General features: G+C 57.8%; 6 protein-coding genes. 2 read left to right on the plus strand and 4 right to left on the minus strand.

Features of this window, described 5'->3' with window-relative positions; translation table 11 throughout:
- The coding region (locus E9536_RS40220) for a transposase (RefSeq protein ID WP_247873594.1) at positions 1-443 on the plus strand (443 nt) is incomplete at its 5' end.
- A 39-nt stretch (positions 444-482) separates the two neighbouring features.
- The gene (locus tag E9536_RS40225) at positions 483-1,079 is read left to right on the plus strand and encodes a plasmid pRiA4b ORF-3 family protein (protein WP_136473138.1); all 597 of its coding nucleotides are present in this window, start codon (positions 483-485) and stop codon (positions 1,077-1,079) included.
- A 263-nt stretch (positions 1,080-1,342) separates the two neighbouring features.
- On the opposite strand, the gene E9536_RS42465 is transcribed toward E9536_RS40225, so the two are convergent.
- The 4 genes from E9536_RS42465 to E9536_RS40245 all read right to left on the minus strand — a co-directional run bounded on the left by E9536_RS42465 (position 1,343) and on the right by E9536_RS40245 (position 20,839).
- Positions 1,343-4,132, minus strand: coding sequence for an RHS repeat-associated core domain-containing protein (locus E9536_RS42465; protein ID WP_136473140.1), 2,790 nt, complete (start codon positions 4,130-4,132; stop codon positions 1,343-1,345).
- Positions 4,133-4,195: 63 nt separating this feature from the next.
- Complete coding sequence (locus tag E9536_RS40235) at positions 4,196-8,641, minus strand: SpvB/TcaC N-terminal domain-containing protein (protein WP_136473142.1); 4,446 nt, start codon at positions 8,639-8,641, stop codon at positions 4,196-4,198.
- A gap of 53 nt (positions 8,642-8,694) precedes the next feature.
- Entirely contained in the window at positions 8,695-9,999 is a 1,305-nt protein-coding gene (locus E9536_RS40240; protein WP_136473143.1) for a hypothetical protein, read from the minus strand.
- 85 nt (positions 10,000-10,084) lie between these two features.
- Positions 10,085-20,839 carry a Tc toxin subunit A gene (locus E9536_RS40245; RefSeq protein ID WP_136473145.1) on the minus strand — a complete coding sequence of 3,585 codons (10,755 nt, stop codon included), beginning with the start codon at positions 20,837-20,839 and terminating at the stop codon, positions 10,085-10,087.
- Positions 20,840-20,978: the final 139 nt, after the last annotated feature.

Below are 20,978 nucleotides of genomic sequence, written 5' to 3' on the forward strand. Positions count from 1 at the left end.
CTATCAGTTCCAGCCCTTCAACCTCGTTGCCTTCCATGGTGTACACGTGTCCACTTAAAAATCTGGTGGACACGATCCTCGCGGTCACGAAGCGACTGGACAAGATGACTTCACCGGGGGCTTACAGTCGGGCGATCCTCTACGCGTTGAACCGGTGGGAAGCGCTCACGCGCTACTGCGACGACGGGCATCTCGAAATCGATAACCTGCCGGTCGAGCGCGTGTTGCGCGGAGTGGCTATCGGGCGCCGAAACTACCTGTTCGCCGGCGCGGACTCAGGTGGGGAGCGTGCTGCCGCGATCTACAGCCTGATCGGGACGGCCAAGCTCAACGGCATCGATCCCGAGGCGTATCTGCGCGTCGTGCTTGCGCGCATTGCAGACCATCCGATCAACCAGGTCGAAGGCCTGCTGCCCTGGAAAATGACCACCCCGGCATCGTAAGGCGATAATGCCGCTGGCTTCCCGTTCCCCGGAGATCAGATGGCGAAATCGTTCCAGCGCTTTACCCTGCACGTGCAGCTTCAACACATCGAGCCGCCCATCTGGCGCCGGCTCGAGGTCGAAGGAACCGAGTCACTGCGCAAACTGCACCATATCCTGCAGGCGGCCTTCGGCTGGGAAGACTCCCACCTGCACGACTTCCTGATCGACGGCATGACCTACGCCATGTTCGAGGTCGATGACGTGCTGGACTTCGCCGATCCGGGCACGACCGCCGATGACCGCAAGGTTCGACTGCAGAAGGTCCTGAAACCTGGCTCACGCTTCCTCTACCGGTACGACTTCGGGGACGGGTGGGATCACGCCATCGTCGTTGAGAAAGTGGAAATCGTTGAAAGCGAACCGTGGGGCGCGGCCCAGGTCATCGATGGTGCTCGTGCCTGCCCGCCAGAAGATGTGGGCGGCCCGCCTGGCTACGACGCGTTCCTGAACACGCTATCTAACGATCCGAATAGCGAAGAGGCAGAACATTACAGAAACTGGGTTGGCCCCGGATTCGATGCCGAACGGTTCGATCTACGTGCTGCCAATGCCACGCTGCTACGTATGGCATCCAATCGTTGGGGAAACCGGTAACTCACCCCGTCAAGATGGTATCGGCTCCACGCTTACTTACCGATGGGGGGCCTGCTCGCATCTGATGGGAGTCAGATTGCCTGTGCCGCGCCCTCATGAACAAACGGTACGTGTCGAGTGCTTACCGATGAGCGAACCATGTGTGCGGAGATGGGAGTAAATATCGCCCCGCCCGCGACGCGCGCTCCGGACGTCCACCTTGATGCGAAACGCGTGTCCAGCTCCCACGAATTACGCAGACAGGCTCATTGATCAGCGTTATCCTAGATCTCTTTCCAAGTTATGCCTGGGTTTAACGAAAGAAGCTTTTCCTGTAGATGACTAATTTTAGTCCATTCTGCGATAATGGCATCGCCCGATGTATAGTTTTCTTTATTCGAAACATAAAGAACCGAGCTCACTTTAATATTGCCAGTTGGAGCGACGCCAATTCGACGTTGGATGCCGGGTCGACCAATAAGTAAAATTTCATTATGAGGATTTGTGTCGCCCCCCGGATCACCGGAAATTGTATTCGACCAAATATTTTCCGGGGTATCCAACTGCTCATATCCCCCTTGGCCACGCATCACTCGACCATCTTTCCCTCTTCCTGAAAATATAGCCTCAGTAAGCGCTGCGGAATCTATTACACGCCCCGTCGCATGGTTATTTTCCCGCCCAGCATGATTGGGAAACCAAACGTCGTACGCAAAAGTTCCTAAGATGTTTTGAGCGGGGACATCAAGAACGAAAGCTATATCTTTGTATATATAGGTTTTTCTTTCGCCACTGGAAAGCTTTGGTCGCTCTGATAAATGATCTAGATCAACCAGTGAAGCGCTAACTATATCCCATTCGTCAAACAAATCACTAGCTCTCCTATTGCTGAATGGAGAGTCGTTAAAGTTGAAGCTATGAACCAGTGCAAGTCTTTCTGGGCGGCGCTCCCACGCACGAAGTATTGGCGCCTCTTCTGGCTCTGATGCAATTGAAGGACTGGGTCTGGAAATATTAGGTCGACTGCGCTTGAAAAGACTCGAAAAGTACCCTGGTGCCAAACCATCAATATCTTTCAGCGAAACTGGACTATTCCTCACCATTCTGTACAGGTTAAGTCCATCTACGACGCCTGCGGGATCGGGATTGAGCCACCGCCCAATCCACGGCTGGTAGCTACGCCAACCATAGTCGTACAGGCCGGTCGCGTCGCGTTCCTTGCCTGAATAACGACGATACCGGGTGTCTGCCTCCATCTGGCTACGCGCCGTCCACACGGCTGTGCCCCCATACGGATAGTACTCTTCCCGGCTGATCACATCGCCCTGCGCGTCCAGTTCGAGACCGATCGAGCCAATCAGTTCGGCATAGTCGTACCGAAAAGCATCGTTCGCGACTCCCTGAGGGAGGCCGGCGTCCCAGCGCAGAGCCTGGACGCTTGCGCGACCGGCCTCTATTCGGATCTCCTGCAGCACTGCCGCGACTGCTACCATCCGGCCGTCGTCGGATCGCGTGACCCGCAATGTCAGGCCGGGCAAGTAGATTGCCTCTATCATACGCGTTGAGCCCGACGTCAGCGAGGCAGTGTGTTTCCTGACCCGCATGCCGTCGCCGCCGTACTGGTATGCTTCCCGATCTGATCGGGTATCGCGCTGGACCAGCGTGACTTCCCTTAACCGGTTGAGACTATTCCACACCAACGGCTGAAGTCGATCCGGCAACAGGTTCTGCTGGTTACCCGCCGCGTCGAACCAGCCGACATCGTCTACGCGAGTGGGGATCAGACTGCCTTGCGCGTTCTGCGCTAGCGCATGGTTGTTGTGACCGGATACTACGATACCCTGTGTGAAGTTCGCCCCCCCTTGGTGCTGGATCCGCGTGAGGTTACCACCACGATCGTAGGCATAGCAGCGCATGTAGGCTGCATAAATGGTGTCATCCGCCGGCAGCAGGCTGACCGGTGGCAAAGTCGTACCCTGCTGCCCGCAGTTGACCATCTCGCGACCGGTAGCGCTGGTCAACTGGTACAGCGCATCGTAGACATAGGTGCAGGCTGGCTCGACCCGCTGGTTGCGCCAGTAGATGACTGGCTGCGCGGCGTCCCGCACGCTGGTGACGTTGCCAACCGGGTCGTACGTGTAGCGCAGATCCTGCAGCATCGGCTTCCGGCCGGACTGGACCGGCCGGGTTACCGTCCGTCGTGCCAGTCGCAGGGTCTCCGGTTCGTACATGTAGCAGCTGGCCACACCGTTGCCCGCCGTTTCGCGCAACACCTGACCGGCGGCGCTGTAGTCGATCGTCGCGAGCACCGGGCGGGTGCCCCCACCGGCGAGCGTCAGCGAACTGGCCGCCAGCCGGCCAGCAACGTCGAAGCGCTTTGCCTGCACGTTACCCTTCGCGTCGATCTGCGAATGCCACGCGCCCGTCGCATCGTGGCTCCAGGCTGTCGCATAGCCGGCCGGTTCGAGTGCCTCTGCCCAACTGGCCTCGTCACCTTGCCAGTCGGGTTCGGCATCCGGATCGGTGAGCAACGTGCGGGTCTCGGTCAGAGGCTGACCAGTCAGGCGGAAGCCCGTCCAGGCGAGACGACCAGCGGTGTCGTAACGGCGCACGCACCGACCACGCAGGTTCCCGGCTTGCGGCCGCACTTGGGCTTCGCCATAGATCCATGCGTCGTGTACCGCAGGAACGCCGCCGGCAGGCGTATCAGTCGCGCTCAGCGGACGACCGAGCGGATCGTAGGCCCAGGTGGAGACGGTACCCCGGCCATCGCGGGCCCATACGGGCCTGCCGTCGACATCGGCCAGTGCAAGCTGCACACCCGCATCAACGCCAGCAGTACGCAATACCCGACCGGCAAGCGACGCCGTATAGACGAAATTGGGCACCGCGCCTGCCGTGAACAGGCGGGCATCGATGCGGGACGCAATGCGCCCACACGCATCATGAACCGTGCGCTCGATGCGCTCGTCAAGGTCCGTGTCGATCGAGGTTCGATTGTAGGTCAGCATCCGCACCGGCAGGCCGCGGTTACTGCGTACGACAAGCGTCGGTGTGCCAAAGGCAAGGTTCATCAAGCGCTCCCGTTGGTCAATCACGCGAGACCCATCGTCTGGCGGTCCCACCCAAGGCCTCAGTCAATCAGCGACAAGCCAGGTATCGTTTTCGTCTTCCTCAACCGTGAACCACGGGTAATATCCGGTACGGCGCACATACCCCTTGGCCGTCACTACCTGAACCTCGCGTCCGGTAGCGTCGTGGAAGTGTGTATCCGCGTACCCGCAGCTGCGCATCGCGGTATCGGCAACATATCGCCAGTCGTTGATGAAGTACGGCTGATAGCTACGCACCGGCTGCCCCTTGTTGCCGTACTCGATCTTGCCCGACACGGCCCAGCGGGTCGTGGCATCGGCGCTGACCGGCTTTCCGTCCTGACCAACAATGATCTCGCCGTGTGCATCGCGTTGCCACGCGGCGCCCGCCGGGACTTTTTGAAGCTCCTGAAGTGTACGGCCCAGGCCATCGAAGTAGCTCACACTAACCCGAACCTGTTGGGCCGCGTCCGACGGGTAGCGATCGGCGACGAGCGACACCGACTGCACCGGATAGCGACTGGCAGCACGCACCCATCCTCGCACGGTATCTGGAACATCGGACACTCTCTCTACTCCGGCTGCCCACGCCCGACCTGCCGCAAGAACCCACCCATCAGGCGTGATGAATCCGCGCCGCTGCAACATTGTCCACAGCTTTAAGTCGTCGTCGGTCACGCTCTTCATGGCGGCCTTTGTCAGTCGCCCCATCCAGCTGAATGTCTCGACAAGCTGGATGCTGGCCACCTGCTGAGTTGCCTTATCCGCTCCGTCAATCGCCATTGCGACCGTGAGACCGTGGGGTGAGAACGTCGTCACGGGAGAGAATCCAGTCGCTTTCCCTTCCTCTGTGCCATAGAAACTGCCAGCCACGACACGGCCTAGCGCATCCAGTTGAACCTCATGCGTGTTCGCGTTCAGATCCACGATCTGCCTGGGCAGCAGAAACCGGTAGTCGTACTGGGCAACCGTTTCGTTACCCTGGACATCTGTCGTTTTTGTCAGCATGCAGGTGTAGTCGTCATAAGCGTACGTTACTGTGCCTACCAGCAGACTTGAACGCTGACTACCCGGGCGATAGAAGTTTGATGCGGACAAATACGAGGTATATCCGCGCGGCGCGATCCAGATCGGAGGTTCCGGCTCCGGGCCGGGCGACAGAATGCGGGCTGCGATCTGATAACCCGCCTGCTTCAGCAGTGCGATGCGCGCCTTACCGTCGAGCGCACCATCGAACGCCTTAAGCGCGTCATCGTCGAATTCGGCAGACTCAACATGGTCGACCAGAGCGGTCAAGGTCACCGGCATGTCCGAGTACACGATCCGTTGCTGTCCGGCATAGACGCGCGATCGTGCGATACTGAGCAGTCCGTCCTTCTGGTTCAGCACCTCAAAGCTCACCCCCCCATCCGGCACGTGCACGGCGTCATAGCTCAACACATTGCTGCGCTGCTGCTCAGGCAGTCCCAGTCGCCACGCCTGTGCGCTATCGAGATGAAGGGGCTGACTGCGCGTTTCAGTCACGATCAGGCCCGCCTGCTGGTCGTCATAGCTGCTGGTCCAGCTTGTGGCAGGCAGTGAATCCGGATACGGGCTCACTGGGGGCCTGGGACGACGCGGATAATTGATTTTGACCTGCCAAGTTACGGCACCATAGCGGTCGCGCCGAAGCTGAACCTGCTGGCTGATCATCGGGTCGACAGCGATACGCTCGTAGCGATAGTCGACCTGCTCGAGCATCCCCGGGAAAGCGACCGGATGTGCATGCCGGGTGCCCGGCTGGACCAGTCGGACCTGATAGCGCGATGTCGATACCGTGTAAGGAATCAGCTGTTTGTCGCTACCGTCGATTCCATAGACCTCCTGACGTAGCAGCGCCCCCTTGAGCGCTCGGAAAAGCCCGTGGCGCGTTGTGGAGTCACACTCACCGAGCACCTCATCCTGGTTTTGCGTCGCTTCATAACGCGTCAGCCGGGTTGTGTTGACCGTCACCGCGTCCGAATCAGCATAGGGCTTTCCGGGCAGCGTAGTTTCGTCAGTTTCCCGGCCAGTGTGATACCAGGTCTTTGTGAGCAACGGGGGCGCAAGCGGTACGTCGGACTGGGGCGTCGCGATGACATGTTGCGCATCCTGTGCCATGACGAGTCTGAAGCCCCGGAATTCCCGCTCAGTGCCGTCGTACACGCCGTGGTGATAACTGTACTGCCGGGTCACCGAATTACCGGTGATTTCGTCGAGCGTCACGACCTGCGCGAGCGTATGAACGGGTACCGGCAATGCCGACGTGAGGAGCGGATCGTCCGCCTTGTCATCGAGCCAGTATTGGGCAGAGCTGCGGTACTGGAGCGCCGTATTCGCGCCCATGTTGTTGTTTATCGACGTCATCAGGTACGGCTTCGCTCGCGTAAAATCCAGCCGCCAGTGGCCCGGCGTCATATGTGGATGCGAAATCACGAGACTTGCCACACCGACGCCTTGCAGATCTGCAAAGCTCACGCGACACAAGCGGTCGAAGGTTAACCCCGCCGGTAACGGCAGCATCACGGGCGACGCAAAGCCGTTGCCAGACTGGTTCAGATAAAACCTCAGGTGATCACGCTCAAGATAGATCAGATCAGCCGCGCCGCTACCGTCCAGATCGGCGAGGAACACCTGATCCGGATTGAATGTGACGCGATCGAAGCCGGAAGCGGGCAATCTGAACGGCTGGCCAAAGCGGCCACGACCAAGGTTCGGCCAGCAGGTGACGCCGTCATACCGGATACAGACCAGATGCGGCTGGCCAGAACCGAGCACGTCGCTGAACGCCACCAGTTCACGCGCGTCGCGTCCGGCAATCGGCAACCCAGGCTCGTCCCCTTCATGGGTAACGTCTATTGCTTTTGCATAGCCATCACACCGGTTCGCGTAGAGCCTCACGCTCCTAGGACCGATCAGAACCAGATCGGACAGGCCTGCACCAACCAGATCCGCAAGTTGCGCCTGCGGATGGAAAAATTCGGCAGGCAACGCATTGAACGGCGTGAAGCCCGCCCACTGATTTCGCTCCTTCAGCGAAAAGAACCCGCTTATGCCCGGTTGGGTCACGAGCCAGTCCAGACGGCCATCGCCGTCGATATCCATCAGGGCCAGACGCGCCGGTTGCATCGCAGGTACGGCGGGGAGCGCCTGCCAGTCGCCGTACGCGACCTCGTCGGTACCCACCTCGCCACGCACCGGCGGGCAATAACGCCAGTCGGTGCCATGGCGAAACAATACCCCCGGTAAACCTTCGCCAAACAGGTCGACCATCTGGTAATGGGTGAGGTCGTTCAGTTCGGCAACACCATCGAATACCCGATAGCAACCGGCTTGCGTGCCAGGATCGAACGTACTGTGAGCGAGTTCAAGCGGCGGCAGGCTCTGGATGGTACCGTCAGTTTCATAGGCGAGCGTACGCACCTGGGTGAGCTGACTGACGACCGCCGACTCCTGATAGGTCAGCGACAGGTGCCGCACGAGCGTATGCTCCTGCTGTAACTCTTTCGGGAAGTGATGAAACATCAGCACCTGCCGGCACAGCCGGTGGGTGCGCACCTCGAACCCGAACTGGTAGCGGGAAAAACTGTCAGCCCGCAACGGCCACGTGTTGCCGCCCGGCGTGGCGTAGGGTGGAGCGATTCCGAATGCGATACCCCGCTCGCCGTAGTCGAAGACCACACTGAACAGCCAACCCTGACTGCTCACATCGGCGCTGTCCCACAGGTACAGATCAGGTGCCGCAGCCCGGTTACCGTAATACACTTCCGCGAGGTAGCGATTCGCCGTGTGATTGCGTGGCGCTTCGTTCGCAGCCGTGACATTGGCGTCATTCTCGACGACGTGGCGATAATAGATATGCTCACCCATCGGATTAACCGACTCCTCGATGCGCCATTCTGCAATCTGTCTGGCGTCAGCCGGATTGGTGATGCGAGCTGCGGGCGTCTTGCCAAGGCAGTGCAGTTGACCGTCGGCGTCATGAATCAGCCAGAAATCACCGGTTGCGTCTTCCGGAATCTGCCAGCGCTCGATGCGGTGGAATGCGCCTTCCACTCGCGGATAAAACCGCGTGACCCGATACGCCTTCCCAAGGTGTTTTCCGCCGTATTGACTGACGGTCGTCGTCACCACCTTGCCCTGCCCGTCGCGCTCGCTGACAAGCACTTCGCCATCCGGGCCGACGAACTCTTCTTCCGGTCCGCCGTCGTAGCAGGGAACACCCCGGTTCGTGCGGCGCTGAACGGTTGCGAGACCCACCTGCCAGCCAAGGCCGAACGGACCATTGCCGCTACCACTGCTGTAAGTGAGCGTGAGCGCGGGTGCATACCCGCGGCCAGCGGACACTGGCAACGGCAACGACAGTTCCGCCATCCCGCTCTGGCCGGCAGGACTGAGACTGTCGCCGATCCCGGTGATAGCACCCCCTCCCTTGGGAAGCGCCAGATGAGCAATCGTCGCCGAATCTTCCATGCCCTACTCCCGATTATTCGATTCTTCGCCAGCCAATCTGCAAACAAACTTACTCATGGGCTGCCGACCGGCTCGAACATCAGTGTAAAGTCGCCCGAATGTGGCATCACCGTGTCACGCGTCAATAACGAATCATCGCTGCCCTGATAATAAACGCGGTTGATTGCCGGAAGCAGGTTGGCGTCCGAGGCGGCGAAGTCCTGATGATTTTGCCAGGCACTGCGGTAATCCAAGCTGAAAATCTTCTCCGGCAGACTCTTGGCAAATTTAGCGTTTTCCTGGAACGCCGACAGGCTCACACCGAGGCTGGACGTCACCCGATAAGGGACCGTCGAACGCCAGGTTAGCGTGCAGCGTTGCCTGGAACTGCAATCGTTAACAAACAACACCGGCCTGTTGCCAATGGCATCGTTAGTGACATCATTAATGCTGCTAACAACCTGTCTCTTTGACTTGATCTTATTATTTCGTAGCAATTCGACAGAGGCGTGATACTCCAGGCTGACCGGCATCGTTAGCGTGGCGGTATAGACATGACCGATGTTACTCTGGTCTACGGGATCCCTGATTGGATCTCCTATTGACATTGAAACATCGCTGCCGTCACTGCCCTTCCATTTGACGATATCTGCCTGCAGCGCACCCAATATCCTTACGCGAGCGATAAAGGTGGAGTTTGACGCGATCCGCTGTTCCTGCCAGTCCAGAGGAACAATGACAGGCGTGGCGTCCTGATCGGACAGCGTCTGGTAATTTAACGTCGCCTGGATCGTTGGCGGATTACTTCCAAATCTACAATTTACATCAAGCGGATGAACATCGTCGATTCCCAATGAAAGTTTATGTCCGGCGCTCGTTGCCAGCTCACCCGTCAATCTGACTGGCACCCGTACCTCTATTTCGTCATCCTTGTTAATCGGAAGGTAAAATCCAGAAGCGTATCCATCCGGCACGGCATCCCCCCTGACTGGGGCGTTCCCGTTCTTTGGAAATACCGAAACCGAGACAAGCAGCCTGTCAGCCGAAACCTTTCCCTTATAACCTACTACGTATTGCTCACCATCACACACTTTTAAATATTTTCGAAACTGATAGTTCGTGTCAGTCAATTTCCTGATTATAAAAATCACTTCCTGCTGACGTTGGAAAAACGTAAACGGCCGCATCTGCAGCGCCTTTATCTCATACTCCTCATTTCCAAATACCGCCGCATCGGCCCGAACGGGCATCACGCCCACTGCCATCGCGAGGCTGCATAACATCGCCTGCGCTAACCGCAGCAACCACCTATACCGACGACATACCCGTGCCGCCGCTGACCACTTCCAAGCAACTGCACCTGATTCAAGGTAATACATAACTGACTCCAACAGGGATTAATCCTGCATCTGCGGCAGGCAAATCCTGGCAATTCGTTGCCGGGATTCGCCTGAAACCCGATCATCAAGTAGTCTTTGCCTTGAATCCGAATAAACCGTCGGTCAGCAACGTCCTGGAGACCATCGCTGCATAGGCTTCACCGCCATCCCTCGCACGGTAGTGAAACCTGACGATCACATCGGAGAGCGACTCCAGCAAACGCCGCTGCAGCGGGTTATGCGGATTGAAAAATCTCAACTCCCAATCGCCGACCACACCATTGCCTTCAAAAGGCAATAGTCTGTCATCGCTAAAATTAACGACGAACATGCCGCTGTCATCCAGCCCCGAAGACAACGCAATGGCCTGACCAGGGCGAACATTTCTGACGATGCCAGGTGACTGCGTATCGCTACTGCTCCTGCTACGCATGGCATTAAATGTTTCCCTTGTCGGCTTCAACGCGAATCGGCTGTTGATCTGCACCAGCATTACACACACATCCTCGTAAGGACCGACTAGTCCAGGCACGGTCACTGACACGCTCACCAACTGCCGCATGTAATGTCCCGGGTAGCGCTTCGCTAGGTCGTCTTCCGTGACTTTAAATGGAATGGTCAGAGCCAGCGATTGCTTGAAATCGCTATCTGTCCACTTATACGCTCCATCGCGATACTTCTGATATTCAAGCAATCGTGCCTTGATGAACCCTGTGCAAGTCTCCGTCGCGAGTGGTTCCACTTTGCTTCCGTCAAAAGCATTCTCGACCGAAAGGGTATGCGTCAATTCCAGTTGCCGCTCGGCGCGGCTCAGATACTCGCGCTGCATTCTCAGCAATCCCAGCCGCAGGGTTTCGCCCGCCAGCAAACCACGGCGCACATCGTTCCAGCCGCCGGTCTGGAAGAAATTCCTACTCCCGTCGTACTCGCCCACCTCGTAACGCCACGCCTCCTGCGCCATCAGACAAAGCGAGACCACCGTGTCGTATGCCTGGTAATAGAGCGCCGAAACCTGCCCTATCATCCATTGGAAAAGCGCTTCACTAGTAAATCGCGTGCGCATGAACGCAGCCTGCTCGTCAAACTGGCGCAACTGCACCCGGGTCTGGGTCAACTGCTTTTCATATATTCCCGCCTGGATCATATCGGCGTCGAGTTGCAATTCCAGTTGCCTGATTTCTCCATCAACCTGCTTTTTGGCCAACTCCCAGTCCTGTTTGCGCCGACGATACTGCTCCCTGGTCTCGGCATGCGCGGCATCGCCCAGCATGATGTCACTGGCCACCAGTAAGCCTTGCGACAACGCGTCGGGAATGGCACCTATCCGCCCGCCACCGTTGGAGAAACCAAAAATTCTCGGAACCACGTCCAGCCCGGATGCCACAGCCCGCAACGCACCGCTCGTCGCACCAACGGCGGAAGCATCGCTGCGCAACCTCAACGCGTGAGCCTCATCGCTGGATACATCCGTATCGATCAACTCTTCCAGCTGTTTCGCGCGCTTTGTCGCGGCATCGTATGCGGCCTGCATCGCTTTACGGTTTGCGGCACTCAGCCGCACAGCATCGGCCTGGATGTCGAGCAGAAAGCGGCTGATTTCCTGCTGCTGGCGCAATAGCAAACTTTGCAACTGCATATCCTGCTGCCGCTCGATCACCGTCAGCAACGTTGTGCCGAACTGAACCAGCGTATCCACGGCGCCTGAGGCTTGCGCATACATCACGCCATAGCGGAACGGGGGCGGCACATTGATCTTATCTTGCAACGTCGTTAGTCCCTCTGCTGTTTCGCTACGTGCGGCCAGCAACTCAGACGGATTCAACGGTTGGTCGTACAATGGCAAGGACAGTGGTTTGCCATCCAGCGTCAAGCCGTTACGCAGGTTATACAGACGCGTCGTGAGTTTTTCCCACAGCGCCTGGGACAGGTGACTGCGCGGAATGTGAAACAGTTGCCCCGGCTGCTCAGCGCTCCCGCGCGAGTACCGTCTGCTGGCGTCGTCCAGTGTACAGGGCTTCCACGTCTGTATCTGGCTCACCCGTTGAGGCGCCCCCATCAGGCCCATCGCCAGCAAGTAACATTGTCGGGCTTCATTCACGCTATCGCGCGTGAGCTCCCTGAAATAGCTATCGCCCTTGTCGATCAGGTTTTTCACATAAGCAAAGAACAACGCCTTGCGGTAATAAACGGGCTGGTAGGCGGCGATCGCGTCAGGGTCCACCGGACCAGATACCTCGGCAAGCGGCACGAAACGGAACTGTGCAGTTAGCAGCCGGCAACGCCAATAGTCAGTCGTCTTCGTGACGCTGCGACTAGCCGGAAAGGGTTCGAACAACCGCCGCAGCCAGTCCTGGGCCTCGTCATATCGCCCCTCCAGATTCAGCCGATAGGCAATCAGGAAGGGGGCATGGAAAAACAGCTCCCAGAAATACAGCAGGTTCGCGCTGTCGTTTTCGAGCAACTCAGGTTCCCCGCTGCTTGCAAGTGGGGCCTGACGATGTTCCTGCGTTGCCGATTCGAACACGGCTTCGCTATCGCGTTGTGCAATATGCGCGAGCTCCTTTCCGAACAGGGTATTAAGCCGAATCAGACTGTCTGACGATCGGCGAACTGGTTTGCCTCCCCCCATCGGAATCGGTCGCGGCAGCGGCACCGGATCCGAAAACGCATCGCTCAGTTCGTTATGCGAGAAATGTAAATCGCTAAACGGTAGTCTGGCGCTATCAAACGATAGCAGAGACGCCGAATGACGGGTTATCGGTGCCAGCGGCAACCATCCAAAATTCGGTATGCCCGTCGACAAGTTGGTCGCTGGAGGTTTTATCGACACCGTTGCCCAACATTCGCCTTCCTTCACGACCTCGAACGGCAATTCCACGCTTCCCCTCAGATCTCCGGAGCGCACAGTGGTATGGATAATGCATTGACCATCAGTGTTCACATAGAAACCCTTCTCAGGATCCAGAAACGTTGAGTACGCAGCGATGGCCTGATATTTCGCCTTGATTGTGTCGTACGCTGTCTTCGTCAGAGTCGGCAACGTGGTTGTGACAGCCTTCTGGCTTATCTTCAGTGTCGGCGCAACGCTAACGGTCAACACCAGCCCCGCCAATGAGACCGCATCAAGGTCTGCGTTTTTCCCTACCTGTTTTCGTACATCCTCGTCGCTTATAAAGATGTCGATCTTGTAGCGGTACGTGCTGCCGACCGACAGTCCTCTCCCTCCAAACGGAGAGCCGTCGGCATTCTGCACAACGATGGTCGAGCCAACAATTGGCAGAACCTGAATATTCTCCAGTTCGACGGTCACCGGTGAATCTGCACCCTCGAACGTTACTGAAAAACGGGTTCTGTTGTCATTGTTTGCGCGCACAACATTCGACGCGAGCGGCTCGGCAACCAGGGGCACCCGCAAGGTGTAGAGCTGAAACGCCATCAGCTTGATGTTGCTCAGGTCAAAGCTCAGGAATTGGTTCTTCGTCAACTGCCCATGCAGGGGCGTGACTCCACCATTTTCGTCGATCCACGTGGCCGATTGATCCCCGGACTTACAGCTTTTGGGTAGCTCCAGTTCAACCTTCCCGATCTTCGCGCCAGGATCCCGCACCAGAATCCTTAACTCACCGCTGAAGGATTGACCCAAGGGCAACTTCATGTCCGGTGTATCGCAAACGGCACTCAGGCTAGCCTTGGGCCCAGCCGTAGGTTGCCTAAAGACTGCGCTCACTAGTGTCATCAGATCGCCGTCCGACGAACGCACCCATGCTTCAACGGCATTCGAGAATAACGGTTGGTTGGCCACAACTGCTGCTTTTGCCGTCTCCGTCAACGTCAACGGCACCAGAATCGTCTGAACAGTATCTGTCAGTACCAGGTCTTTCACGATAGTCAGCCTGCCATCTGTCGGCTTGTCCCAACCGGATGGCAAGTCCACGATGTCGTTTCCTGAAAAGTGGGTGCGCACCTCCTTCCACTGCTGCACATTCGCTTGCAACCCGTCTGGAAGGGCCAGGGTCAAAGTAATCTTGCTGCCTCGCTGATATACCCAGCTGTCTGGGCACACATTGAACTCAGCCAGCAGGAACCTGGACTGCAGATCGAGAGTACTGGTGGTTTGCGAGTGATCGATGCAGGTAAGCGTCGATAGACTCGCCCCGTAGCGCCACTGCCATTCCACTTCCATCTGCTGTTGTAGCGCAGGCAGTACCTTCGGCGTGGCAAGGGTCATGCGCTGCGCCGATTGACGATCCGTCAGTGTCATCGTGGCCAGCAGCGCCTGACTTCGCGGCGGCACACCATGAACGCGTATGGGGAGGCTGAAATCCAGTATCTGCGCCTTCTCGCGCAAATTGTTCAGCGTAATGCTTCCGCCCAAAGTCCCGACCGGTGGCAACACGGTTCCGACCGGCACGACTGCTGGCGATCCAACCTGGAATGCCCCGCCTAATGCGATGGTCAACTGCGCAGTGTTGCTTAGTTCAGGCTCAGCGCCCAGATCCACCGTAATCTTTAGCCGGCCGCTCTCCCCCGTCCGCATCACGGCTGGCTCAAACGACGAAGTGATCACGCTACGCGCCAGCGGTGCGACATTACAGCGGATCTGTCCAACCACCGTCCTGACGTAGACATTCTCTAACGAGAACAACAGTCCGTTATCCGCTGCCGCCTTGAAGTCATTGGCAATCCATGGCAGCAGGATAAAAAGATGCGAATATTGCGCCAGGAACGCGTTCCCTTGTGCCGCATCTGCTGCATCCAGATAAATGCGGTTGTTTTCCCAGTGAAACCCCGCCCCAGACGAAGTCGATATGTTATCGGCAGGTGTCAGCGAAAGTTTTTCGGTCTTGCCCGATTTCAGACCCAGCACACAACCTCCACCTGGGGGCAACATCGAAACAACTGACACGCCACACCCGACCCATCGATGGGTACGGCTGTCGACTACACCGTTGATCCGCGCCTTGTCGATTTTGACGGCGAAGTACATTTTCTCGTCGGAAGCGAGATTGAAACTGCGGCTCAGCGGTGCGGGAGCCACATCCTTGCTGAATTCCGCCGGCATCCAGCCCCAGTCATCCTGCACGAAAGGAGTCTGTCCACCCAGAGTGTCCAGATACCGGTCCAGGACCGACTTCGACAGAATCGTGAGCCTTAGCCCCGGCACTGTAAATGGTTCACCACTTTCATCCGCCGACAATGCATGGAACTCGAAACGCATTGAGGATAGGCCCCCCCGCATTCCAGTCGGCTGCGGGAAACTTCTGTATGCCGGCTCCGCGGACGTCGCGGTCAAACCGCCCAGATTGACCGATTGGACCAGGTAGACGATATCGGAATCGCTTGGAATATCGCTGATGTTAGTAACCAGGCTGGCATCGTTTTTATACAGCGTTTGGCCCGTGCCCCGTTGCAACTGCGCGATATCTTTCTTCGTACAACGCGTCGCAAGGCTGATTGCCGCATTGAGCGCCGGTGCCGTGAGATGATAGGCCCACGGCGAAAATCGCTGACCGTCTGCGCCGTCACAATACGTGGCCGCGATCCAGTCCTGTTCCGATTTCAGCGCCGGGCCGATATCCGGGACATTTGCAAGATTGGTCAGGAGCTTGAAGCTGACGCCCGTCAACGGCCGGATCTCCAGTCCCTGCGAGGCGACGTTGATCCCGATCACAGAAGGGAGGGTATCGTGTTCCTGCGGCTGTACATTCTGGGCATCGGGTTTCTGGGTCAACAGAAATTGCACGCCCAACCGGTTCTCGCGAATGTCGCCGGCCATCGTCTGAAGTTCGCCGCGTGCCACGGTCAACACGCCGGTTTCAATCAGGGCGTCGTCCACGCCATCAGTCAGCACCACGTTGCCAGCCGCCTTTGAGATCAGCACCACGCCATGCCTGATACAGGAGACGCAAGGCGATAGGCCGTTGTCGAAGGGCAGAAAAATGGACAACCTGTCGTTGGCAGACTCTACTGCCACATAACGGCTGATGCCATTGACTTCAAGGAAATGGACCAGTTTCCTGCCCGATGGCACGCTGGCCAGCATCGGTTCCGGAACGGCCAACTTTGAAATCACTTCATAGGAATCTCGCCCGGTTTGGCCGGCACCATCAACATCCAAGGTCACCGTCATCCCGGAACCGAATGCGAGCGCCCCGAGGTTCTGCGTGTAGCGCTGGTCCAGCAGCCATGCCTTTGGCACACAAGGCGTCATCAGTCCAGTTGAATAGAACCATTCATTGGGATTTACCAGATCGGTTGCTTCACCCTTCACGATCCAGCGATATGAATTGAGGATCAAACCCTGAACGGTGCGCCCGAGATTACCGTCCCATTTCGCCACGCCAGGCCGATTCTGAGTACCCGCCTCGCCCCACAGTGCATTGATGGTCACCTCGCCCAGGAAGGCATCCAGCAACAGATAGGTTGTACCGCTCGCTTTTTCGGCAACAGCTTCGCTCATATCACCATCGTTTGCACTGCTAATATGATATCCAGCGTGCTTCCAGGCCAGTACCTGAGGATCATTCTCAAAATCGAGACCCTGCAGCGAAAATGGTTCACCCAGCAGACCAACGAACAGCATGTCGCCCTTGGCCACCGCGTGACCCAACACCGCTTCCGGAAATGTCGCCGCGTTTTCGGGAATGGTAAAAGCCGCCAGATGCGGCGGACAGGTATCCGGTTTCAAGGTCGGAATGCTTTTATACACTTCGACCGGCGCGCTCCAATCGCCTCCCAGGCGTCGGTATATCACGCTTACCACATACTGGTACGCCTTGATCGAAGTCGTCGCTTTCATATCCGCCGCCGTACTCGTTTGTGACGGACCATTCACCTCTCTGGGCTCCACCCAGATGAAATACAGGCGACCGCTCATGACCACTAGGCGCGCCTGCACCGGTAGCCACAGTCTGCCGCCCTGATTGCCGGCCTGCCAGGCACTCAAATCAGCAAACCGCGCTTTCCACGCCTTCTCCACCGTCTCGACGGTGCTGATGGCATCGGGAATCGCATCAGTCAATCCAGGTAAATCAATCCGGCGCCATTCACTCCAAACTCGCATGCCTCTTCCATCGATTCCCCAGCTTCGATAGTAGTGCTCATAAGGTGGGTTTTTGCTGCGCCCCAGAAAATACGTCGTACCGCTGGCCTGATCCAGGCCGTCCTGGTAACCCCCGATCACGTCCAGATTGACGATCTTCTCGAAACCGTTCAGATACTCTCTCAACGCCCCGTCGATCGCATCCCGGTCCAGATGCGATTGCGCGAGGCGCGTCTCGAACTGCTGGAACAAGCCTGTCTTGTTCATCCTCGCAGCGGGATTCACATACTGCTCCGGATGCCAGCGCAACTGGACATTGGCCGCCCACACCGCATAACGGCTATCGTTACTGTGCCAGCGCTCGAGTTCCGCGGGCGTCAATGCCAATCCCGGCTCGACACCCTCTGCGATGCGCTGTATGAATGCCTGAAAACTGGCGATCGCTTCTGCCACCCTGGTGGTCGGCACCTTCGCTGTCATCTCCGGATCGATCAACAGGGTGCTGGCCACATCGACCGTCTCGGGCTCATGCTCCCGATAGGCCAGACTCCACCCCAACTGCCGGTACTGGATAGTGAAGCGGCGACAGATGGCCTTGTAAAACGCCAGCAACGCGCCGGCCCGGATTTCACTGAGACGGGCATCCAGCTCCTGAGCCGAACTGCCAGACTGCACACCGCACATCAGACTCAATTGCCACCGGCGGTCCCAGCCCAATGTCGACGACAGCCACTCATGCAGACTGGCGACCGGCCAGCCGCTCCACTCGCTTACGCGCAACATGCGCTGTACCCGGGCTACCTGGATGATGACCGACCCTGCCGTATCCAGAATCAGTTCCCGGCTCACGGACGTATCGCCAGTCACAGAGCCGACCTGAGCGCGTACATGAGCAGTCGCGTACTGGCCAGAACGCCATAAGGCGAGCGGCGAAAGCTGCGGATCTCCGTGAGCCAGCTGCGCGTAATCGCACATCGCAAGCAGCCGCTGCCAGTCCGACGGGACATCGCCCGCCTTGAAGCCAAGCCCCACATCCCCAGCGACCAGTGGCAGCAACTGTGTCTCATTCAGAGTATTGCGACTGACGACGGCTGCACTGATAAACAATGGAGTCAGCGATACAGCGTTACCTTTGAGAGCCTGATCCAGCAGACCGGCATGATGACTGGTCAGGATCGCGGCAACGCCCTGAGACAGACCAGTCTGGCTTGCCACCACCGAAACGGCTGCCTGAAAGCGGATCTGCAGATGCGAAGCCACCGCAGGATTTGCCTTCAGAAAGGTGCCTACGTTGCCAGGAGCGTCCTGACCGACATTCCTTGCGGGAACCAGTGACTCCAGGTTGAATTCTCTGGCAACCCAGTCGGCACCCCCGCTCAATTCATCAATAGCATTGTCGTTCCTGTCGCCCTCCTGAGAAAGCCGCAGCAATACCGGCTTGATGGCATAAGGCGCAAGGGCATCCTGTAACGTTTGCCGTAGCGCGGTATCCCGGGCGTGCCCTTCATCCGCTGGGCGGGCTACTGCCACCCATTCACTCAACGAGCCCTTGCCCTGCTTGCACCACTGCGTGCATTGATCGAGTGCGAGCAGCAGATCCAGGATATCGAAGTCCGTGTCGTGAATAGTCGGGCTGAACAGCAGCGCCAGCAGGGTATGGGCAGTCGATGTTGCCGCTTCCCCGCCTAGCAACTGTAACAACGCCAGCAATTCGTCCACCGTGATCCCCAGCAGTTGCGCGACAAGGACTGGCCGATAAAGTGCTGACAGTATCGGCAGTGTGCGAACCACGTCTGTCCCACGTTGGTTTTGCTTCAGCAGCTCAACGAGCCGGTCAAGAGTTGTCCCCGGTATCCGGAAGGCACGTGCCAGCATCGCCTTGTCGCTTACGCTCAACGCCTGATTGTTTAACTTCCATCCCTCATCCTCCTTCAGCAGCCGGTCAAGCAACGGCGCTTCCCCGACTCGGGCATAAGGAGCAATTCCGGATAGCAACGCCGCGCCACGTTCGGCATCCAGACCGTATGCGTCGCGCCAACGCAAGAACGTACCCATGGCGCGCAAGGTGCTGGCGCTCAGCGCCCACGCCGGTGATGTTCCAGCATCCTTCGCATGCTCGGCGTGCAACGCCGCGCTCAACAGGGTATCCAGTTGCACTGCCGGCAAGTTCAGGTGATGTTTTAGCCGGACCAGGCGTTGTAGCCTATCAAGTTGATATGGTGTGCAAATCAATTGATCTGCATCGATGGTTCCGGGACGGCATGCACTATCGTAAATAGCCCGCCCTCCCCATAAAAAGCTGGCACCGTAATGGCCCGGCAGGACCACGCTACCAGAGACATTCCACGGTATATGGGGGGATACTGACAGTTTGTCGTTACCTATCGCATAAAACGCCTCCAGTTCCTCCCTCGATATTTGCGCTGCCTGGCATAGCATCGGTACTGGCACATGCATCAGCGCCGCCGTGGCCTGACTTACATCCACACCGTAGTCCGCCTCGAGAGCCGCCCGACTGGCGGAGAGTGCCCGGCTACAAGCATCCGTATCTGCCTTGCTGCCGATCACCAGCACACCAATCGCAATGGCAACCTGATCAGTCGCATTGTCATCGTGTTGTGCGTACCACGTACTGAGTCCCCAATACACCTTCTGACTATCGGCTTTTGAATCAAACTGGGGCTGTGCAAGACGAACGCCGCCCGCTCCGTTATCTGTCCAGCTAAGCGACACTTTAGTCGTCTGGCTTTCGTCAGCCGTACAGGTGAGCGATGAGCCCGAACCGGCCGTTAGACCCACCTTACCCACCGATACCGTTGGCCACTGCCCGGCCAGCGTCAACGACGGCGTGATCCCCCCCTGGAATTGACCGTTCTCATCGAATACCACTGTAAATGGCGCGCTCCTGTCTGGCATCGGCCCGACAATGATGGCGACCTGACCAGAACTCAGCCCGCTGTAGGCCGTTTCAGCCCTGCGCCTGGCGTCCACACTTTTCCGGTCTGCCTGCCGGTATCCCTGCTCCAGTTCACTGAGCACATCCCCCAGCACATGACCGGAGGGGGCCAGCGCCAGTTCAACACGGCGCATCGCCTCATCAAACGGCATCGTCAGTGGATAGCGTGCTTTTGTGGCGAGATAGCCATATACCGCTTCGCGAGCCGACGCATGCCCGCTCTCCCAACCATATTTGGATTGAGGCAATGCCCCGAGAATGGCATCCAGGGTATCGACGAGAATTTCTCCCACCAGATCGCTGCTGGCTAGTGTCCCTTTGAACGACGTCTCATCCAGCAGCAGTTGCGCCAGATCGGGGCGTTGCGCGACCAGTCGCCGCAGCGCTTCTCCTCCGTTCACCCCTTGCAGTAACGTCATCAGATAAACAAGGTAACACATCGGTGAATCCAGCGATTGCAGCGCGCCTGGTTCCACGCAGCGCTCTTCCTTGTCATCAAACAACTGCTGGTAGAGTGGTTCGTGATAGCGGGCCACGCGCGGCAGCGCAGTTCGTTGAGCTTGCCCAACCTGCTCCGCGGCATAAGTAGGCGCGTCGTTAATACCAGACCCCGCCGACGGAATCAGATCCTGCCGGAACTGGTTGTCCAGCAATCCCACCTGTCTTTGCGCATAACTATAAATGGCAGCAGCACACCCATTCAGTTGCGCATCAAAATCCATCCGGAAACGGTCAGCCTCCATCATGTTGATGTCATAGACAGACTGGAAACCCAGCTTCCGCAATACAGCAGCCACGTCGGCTGGAAATGGCAACGCATCCATATCGGCAACGGCACCCATCGTCAGCCTCCCCCAAAAATGCTATGGAAATCGGAGCAAGAGAAATCCTCACTCCAATCCTCTTCAAAAACTGCCGGTAAATCCGACTGGGACATTGCTACAACTGCTGGACGCCGCATTACGCAGCGCCCGCGTGTGC

Origin of the sequence: Burkholderia sp. LS-044 (genome assembly GCF_004803625.1) — a bacterium.
GTDB classification, from domain to species: domain Bacteria; phylum Pseudomonadota; class Gammaproteobacteria; order Burkholderiales; family Burkholderiaceae; genus Burkholderia; species Burkholderia cepacia.